Origin of the sequence: Corynebacterium sp. HMSC14B06, from assembly GCF_001807075.1 — a bacterium.
GTDB lineage: Bacteria > Actinomycetota > Actinomycetes > Mycobacteriales > Mycobacteriaceae > Corynebacterium > Corynebacterium jeikeium_D.
In genome coordinates, this window is sequence record NZ_KV787361.1 from 1 (window position 1) to 15,580 (window position 15,580).

The following is a 15,580-nucleotide window of genomic DNA, read 5'->3' on the forward strand; positions in this document are numbered from 1 at the left end:
GATTTGTGGTGTGTGGTCTGGGGTTATGGTGGGATGCGGACACACTTTTCTTTACTTAACCCGCCAAGAGGGCGCAGGGGCGGCGGCAGGAGGGCAGCGACTAGCCGCCGAAAATTGCCAGCGCGTCGGCAGCGAACGCTTCAATGATTGCGGAGTTGTCAACATCTCCCGCGCGGTTGATGTAGGCGGCCTCCGTAGTCGAGGCGGAGGCATGGCCCAGTTGCAAGGTGGCCAGCGCCGCGTTGCCCGTTGCAGCCATGGCGGTCGCTACCGTGTGACGGAGGTCGTGATAGGAAATCACCGCAGGCAGCAGCTCCCGGTCGGCCTGCGCCACATCGTCGCCGGCGAGGTGCGGCAAGCCTGCCCATGTTAGAGCCCGGCCAGAGTTTTGCCAGGGTGGGGGTATGTGCCGGATGGGTCGTCACGCATAGGCAGTACCCGCGTCGTCGGTGCCCCTGTCGTGCGTTGGCCGTGGAACAAGCTCGTAGGCTTATCGGCCAAGCGCTCGGCAATCCTTGAGTCTATTGGCCCGAGAAGCTGGTCTGGCAAAAACATGTAGGTGTGTGACGATCAGCTATAACTTTCCTCCTTGTAAGCAGGAAACCCGCTCGCCTCTCATGACAGCAATGTACTTGGATAACCACATCGCTACTTGACCGTAGATTGATGTAGCGATACGATTTGAACATGTTCAGTGAACAAGTTCAATCAAGTCGTGCTACTCAAAAGGAGGCGACGCGCAATAAAGTCTTGGATACCGCCTATGCCCTTTTTGTGTCAGTCGGGTACGCGGATACAAATGTGCGTGCCATCGCGCAGAAAGCTAACGTCAGCGTTGGAACCGTTATGAACGTCGGGAGCAAGCAGTCGCTGTTGATTCAGACCATCGGACATCGAATCACCGTCATGCACGATGAGCTCCGTGGACAATCAGACAACCTTCTCGACGTTCTCGCTCCTTTCCTGAAAATGTTTACTGGGCAGGAAGAATTATCGAAAGCGTATGGCGCTGCCCTAATCACACAGGGAGACAACGGAGAGATTCTCAACGAGCTTCGAACTCTCTTGGTAGATGAAATCGTGTTGCGCCTAGGCAATATGCTCCCTAAAGATGACGCTAAAGAGTTCGCGACAATCCTTTACAACATTTATCTTGGGTTGCTTCTTGGCTGGGCTGCCGGTGCATACGACACCGACGAACTATCCATTCACGCGAACAGTTCCATCTCCCGTCTTAAAATCGCGTACGGAGTAAAATAATGATTCTCGAATCTTCGCCTGCTTGGCCCTCCATCATTCTTGCAGCCATTTTGTTCGGAGACGCGGTACTCTCGCTCAAACCCGTAGCATTCATCGAGGCCTGCCTCAGAGGAGTACGACTTCCTACAGAGTGGTGGTGGGCTCTTATCGTTATCAAGTGCCTAGCAGCAAGTGGACTCATTATTGGGCTCTGGATACCAGGCATTGGAATAGCGACGATGGTTGGAGTCATTGCCTACTTCTGCACCGCAGCAATCGCACATATCCGAGCCAAGTTTCTAGGTAGCGAGTTTTGGGTCAATTGCTTAGGGATGCTCGCTATTTCACTAGGCGCTCTCATTGCGACACTATTGATAGCCTGAAACGACCAATTTACCAATTGTGTTCGCCCATTGAGGGGCGCCGTTGCCCGCGCCGGGCGGCTTGCCGCGGGTGCCTGGGACCCGCTAGCCGCCTACCGCCTCGCCGGCCTGTCGAAGGGTATGAGCGTCTGCCTCGGTGCAGAAGGCATGACAAAGCCCTAGCTGATGGGTCGGGGTTGTGGGATTTGCAGAGTGGCGGGCTGCTGCGGGACTGGTAGATAGGCGTCCAGCTCTTCGACGGGTATCTGCGGTACTGCATCCGAGATACCAGTGGCGAGCGCTGCGCGACTGGGCCCGCGCCGGGATGTCACACCCGACGACGTGGGGTGGCAGGAGCAGTAACCGGAATTGAGGGGTTGGGGGCAATCCCAGTCCATTTTTATGCGTGGGGGGTAGGGGTGCGACGGGCAGGGGTTGCTGGGGCAAGGGGTGTGTGGCCCCTAGTCGACACCGTGTAGCCACCGCCGGTTAAGTCTTGTACTCAGGCTGTGGCGTATGTCCAGCTGCGGGTCTACTTCGGAAAACTCCGCACTTCCCCAAAGACTTTCCTCAAAAATTAGTAGGGGAGGTGTCCCTGTGTGGCGCGAGAAACGGCTTTGACAGGCATAAATGGCATTATAGGTCAAACCTTTACAGGGTACCCTAACGGTAGGTTACGGGTTCGAGTCCCGTTTCCGGCTCCAAAACCCCAGGCCAGGAAGTTTTCCGGCCTGGGGTTCTTTGGTTTAAAGGGTAAAATGTAGGGGTTAAGTAGCGTGAGGGGTGAAATCGTCTAACAGAACGTCCGCATCCCCTCTGTCCCGTAAGTCGGCTTAGAAGCTGGAAGAACCGCCTGAACCGGAAAACCCTGAGCTAAACCCGCTGTTGACGCCACCGCTACTGGAAGAGCTGTCGCGGGCAGTGGTGGCATCGCTATCCCAGGTGCTCACGACATAGAAGGGCACGTAGCCGTGGTAGCCAGAGCCAGCGAAGAAATCAGAGTCGTAGATGCGCGTGCGCTCGGGGCGCTCGTCGGCCTCATTGCGCTTCTGCAGCTGGGACTGTACGTGCTCCGACAAGAGCGCGGAGCGATCCAAGAGTTCTAGGTAGCGCTCCATGAACTGCGGATGGTGTGGTTCCTTGGATAATTCAGTGGCGGCATCTTCCAACTCCTTCGCGTGGCGCTCAAGCGCCGAGTCGATGCTTGCGGCCAAGTAGCCTGCCTGTGCCAGATCCTTCTCCAGCTCGTAGAGTTCATAGCGGCGAGCATCCGCATCAGCGTTCTCAATGCGGTGCAGCTTTTCAATATTGGCCTCAGCGGTTTCCACGCGCTCGCACAGTTGGCGCGCGTTGGCGATGAGCTCGGAGTGTGAGCGGAATTGCTCATCTGGCGCATCCGCCGGAATCGACATGAGGAAACCAACCTGGCTATCGATTGCTAGGAAGTCATCGCGCAAACCCTCCCAGTCCTGGCGCAGGCGCTCATCCACCAGCCCTGATTGGAGCGAGTGCGCTCGAATATCAATCTCCCTTAGCCGTTGCGCCACATCGGTGTAGGTCTGCGACACGTAGTCCCAGTCCTCGCGTGCCTGCTGTGTCTTCTTCTGCCGGCTGCGGCGTACACCGCCGGCGAGGCCGACACCAGCGCCGCCAACGCTCAGGCCCGCCACCCCGAGGCCAACGGCCGCCGCCATCCGGTCCTCTTTTGCGCCCTCGTACTGAGTATCCGCAGCACGGTCTACGTCGATTGCAGCCGCTGCGCCAGCAAAGAGGCCAGCAGGAATGTTGTCATCCCGCACGCCCGGCTTAATTGCTTCGATGGACTGTTTCAGATGGCTGTCATTCTTGCGTAGCTTCATTTGAGCAGCCACGTCCTCACCCGCGAAGACGAAGGCTTGGCGCGGATCAAGGCCCACGCCGACGAAGACCTGGCCATCAGCAAACTTATCCTTGCCGATGAGCTCCTGGTGGTTATCGCGCAGGTACTCCTCTACGGAGTCATTAACGTTTTCCTTGTTCTCGGCAAAGACCATGTAGTGCAGCCCTTGGACCACGTCAGGGGCGGCGATCCGGGAGACATCGCGAAGCATGCGCTGTTCTTCCTCCGGGGTGAGCACATCGTCTGAGTCCATGATGTCAGCCTGCACCTCACGCTGCGCGGGCTGCATGACGTAGTCAGAGCGCTCGGGCGAATCAAAGACCGCCAAGCAGGTGCCCGCACCGACACCTCCGAGAAGCAGGCCGCCCACTGCTGCTGCGCCGATGATGGCACCGATGGAGGTCACTTTGGGGCCGCGGTTGGATGCAAAAGGTTTAATATCGCGAGAGTCGGTCACGGTGATTCTCCTATTCGCGAGCGATCGGCCCCGCCAATTTTATCCGGTTTAAGGAGGTCGGGCGGGGAACAAAGGGTGCGTTTGAAGACTGATTAAAGGGCAAATGCCTGTCGGGGGCTGGGGCGGGGGAATTTTCTTTCACTTATGCGCACGTTGTCGGAAGTCCCGGTCAACATATGGATGAGCTATTCACTTATGGCCACGCTGCTGCGTATCGATAGGTGAATATTGCATCGATAGGACAGCGCAACGCCGCCAGCAGGACAGCGCAACACCGACAGCAGGACAGCGCAACGCCGACAGCCGGAAAATCACAGGCCACGGAGCTTTCACATCTGCAACTCTAGCCCCACGCTTCACAGGGGTTACATGCGCATGTAAAGTGGACTTTGTTCTTAAGTCATAAGCGTCGATAGGGCTGGTCTCGGGGAAGGGCCTGCGCTATGGGCGCTTTTGGCATTTTTCTGCAAAACCTTCCAGAAAACCCCACAAGCTGGGGTGATTTCTCCGAGAAAAATATTCTACGATAGAGCCATGTCAGAGGTGCTCTTTGTCAGTAGTTCAAACATGGGACTCTCACGCGTACTAGAAGGGCTGCTGCGGCAAGCTGCCCCAGGCCTGACAGTGTTGTCAGCAGGTATCAGCATCGATGATGATGACCGCGGTCTGGATGAAGACGCGCGGCGTGCGCTCTGTGAGGTGGGGGCACGGTGTGATGGGGATCCTCATCAGCTCACGCCGTCTCTCGCAGACAGTGCGGATGTGGTCATTGTTGTGGGGAAAATCGACGTTTCGGACTACATCGCGCCAGATGTAGAGACTGAGCGCTGGGAATATGATGACCCAGCTGACCGCGGGATTTATGGTTATTCCCGCTACGCGGAATTGCGGGATTTCTTCACTCTGCGCGTCAATACGCTGGCGGAACGGTTTGCTGCCTAAATAGTCGCTGAAATAGTCGCTGTCTTAATAAAAGGTGGGGCGCGGGAACCGTCGTAAAGCATGTGCTGAAGCTGACACACTTTTGTTTTCTGACAATAATGCCCGCGTTCGCCCGGTCAACACCTAATGTAAGTAGTTATGTCTATTGGTCCATCGCTGCGACGCACCCTGTACAAACTTGCTGAGAAAGAGATGTCCCCGGCTAAGGCAAAGTTCTTGCTGAACATTTGGCCGCCGCTGTTTGGCACCGGCATCCGTATCACTGAGATTGCGGATGACTGGTCTGAGGGGCGATTGGAGCTGCGCCTAAACGCTCTGACTGCGAATATGCATGGCGCGGCATTTGGCGGTGCACTGTTTTCGATGACGGATGTGCTGTTTGGCACGCTGGTTATGCAGCGTCTGGATGTCAAGAAGTACGAGGCGTGGACGCGAACTGGGTCGTTTGAATTTATCCGGCCGGGTAAGAATGGTGCGTACCTTGAGGTAGAGGTGCCGGATGAGATGGTCGAAAAGCTTAAGGCCGAAACTGAAGGTGGCTATTCGACGGTCGTTCCATACACCTCTGTAATCCGAAACCGCGATGGCTCCCTGGTCGGTATTGGTCAGCAGGAGCTCTACGTGCGCCGTCGTGGTCGTAAGAAGCCGCCGGCCAATCCGAACCAGCAGGATTGTGTTGCCGGTGAGAACCTCATCTCTGCTGCTCGCACTCTTGCACGGCTGGGGATGCGCGGGGTGGAAAACCGTGATGTGCTCGTCCAGCAGGAACGCACCGCACGACGCTGCATTTCACCAGAGTCGCGTGCAGTCGCATGGCTCCACGGGGTCCTCGAGTACGGCGATGTCACTGTCGACGACTACCGCGCCGCAGGGCTTCCCGACGTCGTCATCGAGGCCCTCACCTCCGATAACCCCTCGCCAGCCGCGCAGCAGCTGCTTGCGGATGTCGTCACCGCGCGCGAGTCGCTGACCAAGTTCTAGGTCGAAGCTCTACGCCAATAGCCGAGTGATCAGTTCGATCACTTCGGGGTCTGTTTGCTGCTTCCAATGCGCAACAGACCTGCCCTCCAGCTCGGTTTCGAGCAAAACAGCTCGACTGTCCGGCAGGAAGCTCTGCGCGGTATCGGACCACGGAATGACCAGGTTGTCATGGTGGCTGATGACATTAATCCAGTCAGGTGTGGCTGCCTTGCGCCTTCGGAGGTGTGGGGCAGTGTTGGCTGCAGGAAGTTCATATTGTCCTGCCGCTACCGCAATTTGATCGGCTAAAGCCTGTCCCATTAGCCAGCGGGCAGGAGCCCCATTCCACCAGCCCAAAATGCGGGAGATCTCAGTCAGATTTACACCGCCGACAGAGCCCGACACACTGATGACACGTCGAAACGAAAAACGCTCGCATTCATGGTTTGCAAGACGCGTAAACAGCAGGAAAGCCAGTAGCCCACCCTGCGAGTGAGCCACAATATCGACCGTGTCCGAGTTCGTTTCAGTGCAGACTCCGTTGATATAGGCCTCGACTTCGGCGACAGAATCTACGAGGGCAGCAGTGCCACGGTCTCCGTAGGCCGGTACATAGACTCGGCGGCCGCGGGCACGGAGTCCGTCGGCAAGCGGTGCCCACGCGCCGGGACTATCGAGCGTGCCATGAAGTGCGATAACCGGAACGGGGTCTCTGAGGTCCCCCGACGCTGGACTTGGATTTGGCAGGGACGGATGTGCGGCTGTCGGTGGGAAAATCCGCGTTAGGAGCGGTCTATTCCGCATGCTCGATTGGGTCAAAATCCTCGCCTACCAGCTTGAATAGTGCCTCGCGAGTAAGCGCGCGGGGGCGCCAATCGTGCGCCATCTGCTCATGCAAAACGATGGCTTGAGGGAACGTGTCCTGCACATAGAGATTGGTGACCATGCCTGTGTCACCATCATCCAAGAAACAGGACTGTGGAGGGGAAATGAGCTGGTCATACTTGGTGGCAATGCAGGTGTAAGTAACACCGGGACCGAGGATATCGTGGGAATTGGAGTTCAAAACCATCTTTGAACCCGTGAGCTGTTCCAAACCGGAAACGCCCCAATAGCTCTGCACAAAGTTGCTCATCAGCGACTTTGTGCCGGGGATCTTAGTGATACTGGAAGCGATGCCGCCCAGATTGGTGCCGTGATTGGGCGCGGCAAGGCAGACAACATGCTTGATGTACTTGGAAATGCGCAGAGAAAGCAGGGTGGCAATTAAGCCGCCTTGCGAGTGCCCCACGATAACGGCGTGCTTTGCGTCAGTGGCGTGCAGGACAGCCTTGATGTAAGGCACGAGCATGTCGATGGACTGATTGATGGGGTCTGTTGCACGGTGCCCAAAATCTGGCGCGAAGACAGCCCAGCCATCCTCCCGTAACTGACCGCCGAGGGTCTCCCAAATGCCCTTGACCTGGCCTGTTCCATGCAGGAGGATGACCGGCCACGGCCGGGATTTGGACACTTTGGCTCCCCAGTTATCTTCGAAAACACCGCGCAGCGGACGGAAGATGGCATAGGGGAGCGATGCTGATCCTTCAGCTGCAGCCGGTTGTTGCGCCTCCGGTTCCTGCGCTTCAGGGGCAGGGACTACCGGAAGTTGTTCTTCCCGAAAATCCTCGTTTGAAGCGGCGATTAGCGCACCAACTTTCCGTCTTCGTCAGTCCCGAGGGCCTTCCGTAGCTTGGCGGCGGCCTCATCCATGGACTCTGCGGAAGGATTGCGATCTACCGACTGTAGGTTGTACCCGGACATATCGTGGGCAGGGAAGATATGAATGTGCGTGTGCGGAACCTCGAAGCCGGCGATGAGGTAGCCAGCACGCGGAGCGTCAAAAGCGGAGACAACAGCCTGACCAACCTTCTGGGCAACCTCATTGAGGTGGGCCCATAGCTCAGGCGAGGCGTCCGTCCACTTGTCCACCTCTTCAACAGGGACGACCAGCGTATGACCAGGCGCAATTGGCTCGATGGTCAAAAATGCGACGACCTTGTCATCGCGGTAGACAAAACGACCGGGGAGTTCACCGTTGATGATTTTGGTAAATACTGTGCTCATGTGCCAAGGGTAACCCGAATAGCGGATTGAGGGGTTGGGTGCGATGAGAGTTATCCGGGCTGATTAGTAAGATGATTGCTATGCGCATCCTCGTAATTGGCTCCGGTGCCCGTGAGCACGCCCTGTTGTACGCAATGAGTAAGGACCCGCAGGCTACTGATCTTCACGTAGCCCCTGGTAATGCGGGTATGAGTGAAATTGCAACCATGCATCCACTGGTCGTGGATGACCCCGCTGGCGCTGTTGCGCTGGCCAAGGAAATTGGGGCCGATTTGGTTGTTATTGGCCCTGAGGTTCCGCTGGTCGCGGGTGTGGCAGACGCGCTGCGCGACGCTGGTTTCGCAGTCTTCGGACCGAACGCTGACGCAGCTCGGATTGAGGGGTCCAAGGCTTTCGCTAAGGACGTCATGAAGGCAGCTGGGGTAAAGACCGCCTCGGCAGAGGCCATCCAGCCGGAGGCCTCCGACGAAGACATCGAGGCCGCCATTGACCGCTTTGGCCCGAACTGGGTCGTGAAGGATGACGGTCTGGCTGCTGGCAAGGGAGTCGTGGTCACTAAGGACCGCGCTGAAGCTCTCGAACACGCAAAGGCTGTTCTGGCCGCCGGTAACCCGGTGCTGCTGGAGTCCTTCCTGGACGGCCCGGAAGTTTCCCTGTTCTGCCTGGTCGACGGCGAAATCGTCGTCCCGCTGTTGCCGGCTCAGGACCACAAGCGCGTCGGTAATAACGACGAGGGGCCGAACACCGGTGGCATGGGTGCTTACAGCCCGCTGTCCTGGCTGCCGGAAGGCGCAACTGAGCGCATTGTCACCGAGGTCTGCGAGCCGGTCGCTCGTGAGATGGCCGCTCGCGGTTGCCCGTTCCAGGGTCTGCTGTACGCAGGTCTGGCCTGGGGCGAGGACGGCCCGGCTGTCATTGAGTTCAACTGCCGTTTCGGTGACCCGGAGACCCAGGCCGTGCTGGCGCTGCTGGAGTCCCCGGTGGCGCAGCTGCTCAACGCCGCTGCTACCGGAACATTGGCGGACTTCGGTCCGCTGTCTTGGCGTGATGGTTACGCTCTGACTGTTGTGCTGGCCGCTGAAGGCTACCCGGTGTCGACGCGCACGGGTGATGTCATTGAAGGTGCAGAGCCTGGCCGTGAGGCAGATGGCATTCTCCACGCAGGTACTGCCCGCAATGCTGCGGGTGAGCTGGTCTCCGCTGGTGGCCGTGTGCTCAACGTCATCGGCGTTGGTGACACGCTGGAAGAGGCCCGCGACAAGGCGTACGAGACCATCAAGACCATTAAGCTCGAGGGCTCGCACTACCGCACCGACATTGCACTACCTGCAGTTGAGGGCCGTATTTCCATCTAAATAATGCTTGAGGTGGTCCGGCTGCACTCGGATGCCTCACTGGTGCACCCACCCGGGATGAACTGGATTTCCCGGGTGGCCTCGGCGGCTGCAAAGATGAAGGTATGCACGCCGAATCTCCGCAGTCGCCAAAGTCGTCGCAGTCACCGCAGCCGTTAAACTCCTCGCAGTCACCGCAGGCATCCCAGCCCCAGCGCGACCTAGCATCCCGCCGTTGTGAGGTCGCACCCTTCCATGTGATGGATGTTCTCGCGCTCGCACAGGAGCGTCAGCGCACTCACGGTGACGCTCTATTCCTCTGCGTGGGACAGCCCGCGACCGCGGCCCCGGCTGCCGCGATTGCCCGTGCGCGTGCTGATTTAGAAAATCAGGTTCTGGGCTACACAGCGGCCGTCGGCACGCCTGAGCTGCGTGCAACCATCGCCGCCTGGCATCGTGAAAACTACGGCACGGCCACGGAAGCCGCTGATGTTGTCATCACTACCGGTTCTTCCGGCGGTTTCGTAGCGCTCTTCCTCGCAGCCCTCGATGTTGGCGACGACATCGTGCTCGCGCGCCCGGGCTATCCCGCATACCGCAATACGCTGCAGGCGCTCGGCGCCAACATTGTCGAGATTGACTGTGGTCCTGAGACTCGTTTCCAACTCACCGCCCAACACCTGGAGGCACTTCCGCGCGTGCCCAAGGCCGTGATTGTCACCAGCCCGGACAACCCCACTGGCACCATTATCGATGCCGACGAGCTGCGTGCCATTGCGAAGTGGTGTGAGCAGCACGATTGCCTGCTCATTTCCGACGAGATTTATCACGGCATTACTTATGGCCGACAGTGTGCGTCTGCACGCGAGTTCTCCGACGCGGCGGTCGTGGTCGGCAGTGTCAGTAAGTACTTCTCGATGACCGGCTGGCGCGTTGGCTGGCTAATCGTTCCCAAGTGGCTGCGTGCGCCGCTTGATCGCCTCGAAGCCAACCTCACTGTCTGTCCACCGGCAATTTCGCAGGCAGCGGCGGTGGAAGCGTTCAGCCCCGAGTCCATTGCCGAGCTCAATTCGCACGTGACGCGTTACGCACGCAACCGCGACGTTTTGCTCGAGGGGCTGCCCCGCGTCGGTCTCGGTAATATCGCCCCACCCGACGGCGGTTTCTATATCTACGCCAATATCGCAGGGCTTTACGACGACCCGAACTCCGTCGACTCCATGACTTGGGCTCGGGAACTGTTGGCCGCAACGGGCGTGGCCGTTGCCCCTGGAATCGACTTCGACACAGAGAACGGCCATCAGTGGGTTCGCCTCTGCTTCGCCGGTGAGACGTCCGAGATGGAAGAGGCTGTTCGGCGTATTGGGGTGTTCACTGATCGTCGTTAAAACGGCTTTTAGTGGCGCTCGCGGTGTGATTTACCTCACCCTTTTAGGGGTGTTTTTCAGTCGGGCGAGATAGGGTGCTCGACGGGCGAATCGCTGCTTTAAACCCTCTACCGACGGTCGCTGGTAGAGCCGATGTTGGGGGCATTCCTGGAAGGGGCCGTTGGGGCTCTGTTTTCTTGATCGCCGGTTTGCTGTAAAGGCGGAAAAACTGCCTCAGATTGAGGGTTCTGTGGCTGCGGTCACATCAAGTGAGGCTGGGGTTGGGTCGATAGTGGGGTGGGGTGGCCTTCGCGGCAGCATCTTTGACAGCCGGCAGCTCTGTCGGTGGTCTATTTCCGCTGGCAGGGGCCCCTTTTTCTTTAATTGTCGATGGGGTTGACCTCTGAGGAACTGGCGGCTATCCCTGCGTGGGGTGACGATTGAGCGCGGTGTGTAACCCACATTCAATGTTGGCTGCAAGCGCTTTTAGTGGGGATAGTTTATGTCTGACCAAAAGAGACTTCCGCGCCCTGTTTTTGGTTGTGTAAAAGCGTGATTTTTGAAGCCGTTATCAACGGCAGTAAAGCGAGGTATGGGGCGGCGTCGAGGGGCGCTGTTTGTGGCTCAGTGCCTGAGCTAAAAAGCGTCCAAAAGTTAACAAAAGGTTAACTAAAAATAAAGTTTAGCGCTTGCCAGGTCTTGTGTTGTCGTCTACGGTTGCAAGTCATAAGTTCCAAACGATTCGATGAAACGACGTTTCAACTGCGGAATCGCAAAGAATCGGTTGGAGAAGTCCAACAATAAAGATCAAAGAGATCTTAAGAGAGGTGACCTCTGATGAACGCATTCAACGAGATTATGGATACTGTGTCCCCGATTTTCCAGGACGGCAAGGAATCCAAGCAGGATGCGCTGGCATCGCTGCTTGCCGAAGCCATCGTGGAGGCGAACCCGAAGCAGGGCATCGCCGCCGACGATCGCCGTGCTGCCTAACAAGAATTAGCTTTGGTCCGATTCCTGCTAGGCAGCTAGTGGGGAAGCAATCCCTACTGGTTATTCCTACTGGTTCAGGAACTCCCGGACCTGCTCCATATCCTTATCACCGCGACCCGACAGGTTCACGAGCAACAGCAAAGGCTCATCGCCTTCGTGAACCGGCAGCCCGAGCTCGCTAACAGCGGCAGGGTCGGTTTCACGGAGTCGCGCAATCTTAATGGCCTGCGCCAGCGCATGCGAGGATTCCATCGCCGGAATAATGCCCTCCATGCGGCTGAGCAGCTGGAACGCTTCCAGCGCCTCCTCGTCGGTAATTCCGACATAGCTGGCGCGGCCATTCTCCTTCAGCATGCCGTGCTCCGGGCCAACAGACGGGTAATCCAAGCCCGCCGAGATGGAGTGCGATGGCAACACCTCGCCGTCGTCGGAAAGCATGACAAATGAGCGCATGCCGTGAAGGACACCAGTCTTGCCCGCATTGATGGGCGCGCCGTGACGGTCGGTGTCGAGACCCTCACCTGCGGGTTCGACGCCAATGAGGGCGACATCGGAGTCGTCGATGTAGTTAGCAAATGCGCCGATGGCGTTGGAGCCGCCACCGACGGCTGCGATGACAGCGTCGGGAAGCTTGCCGTAACGCTCGGCCATCTGACTGCGTGACTCCTCCGAGATGACCTGCTGGAATTCACGCACGATAGTGGGGAATGGGTGCGGTCCGGCGGCTGTGCCCAGCAGGTAGAAAGTGGAGTCGAGAGTCTTGCTCCACTCGACCAGTGCCTCGTCAATAGCATCCTTCAAACCGGCCTCGCCGGTGGTGACGGGAACGACCTTCGCGCCCATGAGCTCCATGCGCTCGACATTGGGGTGCTGGCGGGCGACATCGTGTGCGCCCATGTAAATCTCGCACTCAAGTCCCAGCAGTGCTGCGGCCATCGCGGTGGCCGTGCCGTGCTGGCCTGCACCTGTCTCAGCAATGAGGCGGGTTTTTCCCATGCGCTTTGCCAGCAGCGCCTGGCCGACCACATTGTTGCCCTTGTGCGCGCCGCCGTGGTTCAAGTCCTCGCGTTTCAGCACAATCGTCGTGTTCGGCGTGGATAGACGACGGCATTCGAACAGCGGGGTCGCGCGGCCGAGGAAATCGCGACGCAGTTCTTCCAGCTCGCGCTGGAACTCCGGATTGCTCATCGCCTCGATGTAAGCCGCTTCCAGTTCATCGAGAGCTGGCAGCAGGAACTCTGGCACTTCCTGTCCGCCGAAGCGACCGAAAAATGCAGGTAAGAGGGTTTCGCGCACCTCGCCCGCGCCGTTAACGCTTGCCGACGGCACCCTAGTTGCAGTCGGTGCTGAAGCCTTGGCGATGGCATCCGCGCTGGGGTTGTAATCAGTCATTGAGGGGGCCTTTCGTTGCTGTTGTTTATTTCAGCGGGCCCTGGTTCTCTTCGTCGAGCCGACAAAAGAAAAGAGCCCGCCAGTTTTATCTTCTTGCGAGCTCGTACTTGACGGGTTTGCCGTCGACATTAATGAGATGACGTGACGTTGCTCGCGGACTTAAGCGAGCCACCACCACTGTGCGCCGCACGGCGCGGGTGTGTTCATCAGGGGTGTCATCATGAATCTGACCATAACTCAAGGTTTCCGCAGTAGCCAAAGCGGGTGGGGTGTGGGGGCGGGGATTGGGCGCGAAATGTGTACGGGATATCGCAACTGTGCCTGGGGTGTAGGGTAGTTCCCCTATTAGTCGGGTACGCGTAAGGGGCAGAATTCTCGGATCCCCTCGACACCGCTGGCCACGAGGACTAACGTTCCGATGGTGATTACGCTGTCGCGGCAGACCACTAAATCACGTCGGGGAGTTCGTCCCACGACGTTGGTGGTGTGGTGCTATGTCGCCCTCATAACCGTTGGCACGGTTTTGTTAATGCTGCCGATCTCGGCAGCCAATAGCCACCCCACGGGGCACTGTGCCCCGAGCCCTGGGAATCTGTGCCTGCCCACGGCGCTGTCTGATGCTCTGTTCACAGCCACCTCGGCAACAAGCCTGACCGGCCTGATCACCGTAGATACGGCTACCCATTGGTCAACCTTCGGCAAGGTTGTCATCATGCTGTTGATTCAGCTGGGTGGCCTTGGGTTCATGACCTTGGCTTCACTTTTTGGCCTCTTCGTTGCGGGAAGACTCGGCCTTAACCGCCGTGCTGGTGCGCGCGTTGAGGGCCGCGGTATGGACATGGGCGAGATCTCATGGGTTGTCCGTGCTGCCGTTAGCTTCACGCTGTTGGTGGAGTTTGTTGTGGCAGTGGCACTTATGCTGCGGTTCCACCTAGGTTATGGGTACGGCTGGGGGAGAGCTGCGTGGGAGGGCTTGTTCCATGCCATCTCAAGCTTCAACAATGCCGGTTTTGCTCTGTATACGGACAACGTCATTGGGTTCCGCAGTGATGCCTGGATACTTTTGCCGCTGGCCTTCTCTCTTATCGTTGGTGGTCTGGGTTTTTCTGTTCTGCTCGAGGCCTGGCGACACCTGAAAGCGTGGCTTAGTGTCCGCACGCGAGGGCAGTTGCCTAAACGCTGGTCTCTGACTACTCGCTTCACTATCAAAGGCACCATCCTGCTGATTGCTTTGGGCACAATCATGGTGGCATTTGGTGAGTGGTCCAATGCCATGTCTGGATTCACTACAGGGGAGAAGATACTCAACTCATTCTTCGCTAGTGTGAGCCCGCGTACCGCGGGGTTCAACGCACTCGATTACGCGGACTTCCACCCATCGACACTGCTGGGCACTGACTTCCTCATGTTCATTGGCGGCGGCACCGGTGGTACTGCAGGTGGCGTGAAAATCACGACGTCGGCAGTCATTCTCGCCGCCGTTCTCGCGGAGATTCGCGGTGACACCTCCGTGTCCGTGGCTCGGCGGCGCCTCAACCCAAAAGTGCTGCGTCAGGCCCTCGTCGTTCTTGCATTCGGTATTGGCCAGGTTTTTCTGGCAGTAATCGCCGTCAGTTTCCTAGCGCCACAGTTTTCTACTGACCAAATCCTGTTTGAAGTAGTCAGCGCCTTCGCCACGGTAGGCCTATCCACAGGCATCACCGCTAATCTACCGGTGGCGGCACAGGCAATCTTCATCGTGCTGATGTTCGCCGGACGTGTTGGCCCGATCGCTTTGGCGACGGCCTTGGCCGCCCGCCCACGCCAGCGCATCTACGAATATCCGGAAGAAAGGCCCTTCATTGGCTAACTCGAAATTCAACCCGTTTGCTGGTTTTGCAGAGCATTTCGCCAACCAAGCCAGCTCTTCTCCTGTTGTCATTCTCGGCATGGGGCGTTTCGGACAGGCGCTCGGCGAGGAGCTGGTCGCTGGCGGTATCGAGGTTCTCTGCGTAGACCACCGCGAAAAGGTGGTCCAGGAGCTGTCCTCGACCTTCGATCACGTGGTTACCGCCGACACCACCATGCCGGAAGTACTGAAGCAGCTCGGTGTCGATGAAGCCGAACGCGTGGTCATTGCAATCGGCAGTGATATCGAGGCGTCGTTACTGACCGCATCCGCGCTGGTGGACATGGATGTACCGCTGATTTGGGCGAAAGCCGATAACCAGGCTCACGCCAAGATTCTGGGCCAGATCGGTGTGCACCATGTCATTCGCCCGGAGGCAGACACCGGCCGTCGTATTGCGCACCTAATCGGCGGCAAGGTCCAGGACTTCCTGGAGTTCGATCGCGACTACGCAGTCGGTAAGGTCGCGCCGCCGATCCATTGCCTGGATAAGACCGTGGCGGAGATTAACCAGAGCGCACCGGTTACGGTTGTCGCCGTGCAAAAGCGCGGTCAGCGCTTCCGCCCTGCGCTTGCCGACGACCGCATTACCGCAGGTGACCTGTTGATTGTCTCCGGTGCCATTCGGCAGTTGGAGACGTTCGCCGGGGAGTAGGCGCTG

The 15,580-nt window shown here is 58.2% G+C and carries 15 protein-coding genes; 9 read left to right on the plus strand and 6 right to left on the minus strand.

The genetic code is table 11. From position 1 onward, the window contains the following. Window positions 1-100: 100 nt before the first annotated feature. A complete protein-coding gene (locus HMPREF3130_RS02815; RefSeq protein WP_016421438.1) occupies window positions 101-358 on the minus strand; it encodes a tyrosine-type recombinase/integrase in 258 nt (85 codons plus the stop codon). Window positions 359-687: 329 nt separating this feature from the next. On the opposite strand from HMPREF3130_RS02815, the gene HMPREF3130_RS02820 reads away from it, so the two are divergent. Next, the gene (locus HMPREF3130_RS02820; protein WP_016421437.1) at window positions 688-1,260 is read left to right on the plus strand and encodes a TetR/AcrR family transcriptional regulator; all 573 of its coding nucleotides are present in this window, start codon (window positions 688-690) and stop codon (window positions 1,258-1,260) included. Continuing rightward, window positions 1,260-1,622, plus strand: coding sequence for a DoxX family protein (locus HMPREF3130_RS11460; RefSeq protein ID WP_016421436.1), 363 nt, complete (start codon window positions 1,260-1,262; stop codon window positions 1,620-1,622). Before HMPREF3130_RS02820 ends, HMPREF3130_RS11460 begins: the two co-directional genes overlap by 1 nt. Window positions 1,623-2,434: 812 nt before the next feature. Here the strand turns inward: HMPREF3130_RS11460 and HMPREF3130_RS02830 are convergent. Then, complete coding sequence (locus tag HMPREF3130_RS02830) at window positions 2,435-3,937, minus strand: hypothetical protein (RefSeq protein ID WP_016421435.1); 1,503 nt, start codon at window positions 3,935-3,937, stop codon at window positions 2,435-2,437. A gap of 567 nt (window positions 3,938-4,504) precedes the next feature. Between HMPREF3130_RS02830 and HMPREF3130_RS02835 the strand changes: the two genes are divergently transcribed. Beyond that, window positions 4,505-4,879, plus strand: coding sequence for a hypothetical protein (locus HMPREF3130_RS02835; protein ID WP_016421434.1), 375 nt, complete (start codon window positions 4,505-4,507; stop codon window positions 4,877-4,879). 138 nt (window positions 4,880-5,017) lie between these two features. Continuing rightward, window positions 5,018-5,860 carry a PaaI family thioesterase gene (locus HMPREF3130_RS02840; protein ID WP_016421433.1) on the plus strand — a complete coding sequence of 281 codons (843 nt, stop codon included), beginning with the start codon at window positions 5,018-5,020 and terminating at the stop codon, window positions 5,858-5,860. A gap of 9 nt (window positions 5,861-5,869) precedes the next feature. On the opposite strand, the gene HMPREF3130_RS02845 is transcribed toward HMPREF3130_RS02840, so the two are convergent. The 3 genes from HMPREF3130_RS02845 to HMPREF3130_RS02855 form a co-directional block, all read right to left on the minus strand. Then, window positions 5,870-6,643 carry an alpha/beta fold hydrolase gene (locus HMPREF3130_RS02845; protein WP_016421432.1) on the minus strand — a complete coding sequence of 258 codons (774 nt, stop codon included), beginning with the start codon at window positions 6,641-6,643 and terminating at the stop codon, window positions 5,870-5,872. Next, the gene (locus HMPREF3130_RS02850) at window positions 6,633-7,352 is read right to left on the minus strand and encodes an esterase/lipase family protein (protein WP_049172143.1); all 720 of its coding nucleotides are present in this window, start codon (window positions 7,350-7,352) and stop codon (window positions 6,633-6,635) included. The genes HMPREF3130_RS02845 and HMPREF3130_RS02850 overlap by 11 nt, the downstream gene beginning before the upstream one ends. 170 nt (window positions 7,353-7,522) lie before the next feature. Then, complete coding sequence (locus HMPREF3130_RS02855) at window positions 7,523-7,945, minus strand: HIT family protein (protein WP_049172147.1); 423 nt, start codon at window positions 7,943-7,945, stop codon at window positions 7,523-7,525. Window positions 7,946-8,025: 80 nt separating this feature from the next. Here HMPREF3130_RS02855 and purD point away from each other — a divergent pair, with 80 nt between their 5' ends. The 3 genes from purD to HMPREF3130_RS11320 all read left to right on the plus strand — a co-directional run bounded on the left by purD (window position 8,026) and on the right by HMPREF3130_RS11320 (window position 11,639). Continuing rightward, window positions 8,026-9,300: a phosphoribosylamine--glycine ligase gene (gene purD / locus HMPREF3130_RS02860; RefSeq protein ID WP_049172166.1), complete on the plus strand. Its 1,275-nt coding sequence runs from the start codon at window positions 8,026-8,028 to the stop codon at window positions 9,298-9,300. Window positions 9,301-9,539: 239 nt separating this feature from the next. Beyond that, complete coding sequence (locus tag HMPREF3130_RS02865; RefSeq protein ID WP_049172167.1) at window positions 9,540-10,667, plus strand: aminotransferase class I/II-fold pyridoxal phosphate-dependent enzyme; 1,128 nt, start codon at window positions 9,540-9,542, stop codon at window positions 10,665-10,667. Window positions 10,668-11,483: 816 nt separating this feature from the next. Next, a complete protein-coding gene (locus HMPREF3130_RS11320) occupies window positions 11,484-11,639 on the plus strand; it encodes a hypothetical protein (RefSeq protein WP_162837147.1) in 156 nt (51 codons plus the stop codon). Window positions 11,640-11,705: 66 nt separating this feature from the next. Here HMPREF3130_RS11320 and trpB read toward each other — a convergent pair whose 3' ends face one another. Then, on the minus strand, window positions 11,706-13,031 hold the full coding sequence (trpB, locus tag HMPREF3130_RS02870; protein ID WP_065421709.1) for a tryptophan synthase subunit beta: 1,326 nt from the start codon (window positions 13,029-13,031) through the stop codon (window positions 11,706-11,708). Window positions 13,032-13,449: 418 nt separating this feature from the next. Here trpB and HMPREF3130_RS02875 point away from each other — a divergent pair, with 418 nt between their 5' ends. Then, entirely contained in the window at window positions 13,450-14,880 is a 1,431-nt protein-coding gene (locus HMPREF3130_RS02875) for a TrkH family potassium uptake protein (protein WP_048733103.1), read from the plus strand. Then, complete coding sequence (locus HMPREF3130_RS02880; RefSeq protein ID WP_048733101.1) at window positions 14,873-15,574, plus strand: potassium channel family protein; 702 nt, start codon at window positions 14,873-14,875, stop codon at window positions 15,572-15,574. Before HMPREF3130_RS02875 ends, HMPREF3130_RS02880 begins: the two co-directional genes overlap by 8 nt. Window positions 15,575-15,580 lie beyond the last annotated feature (6 nt).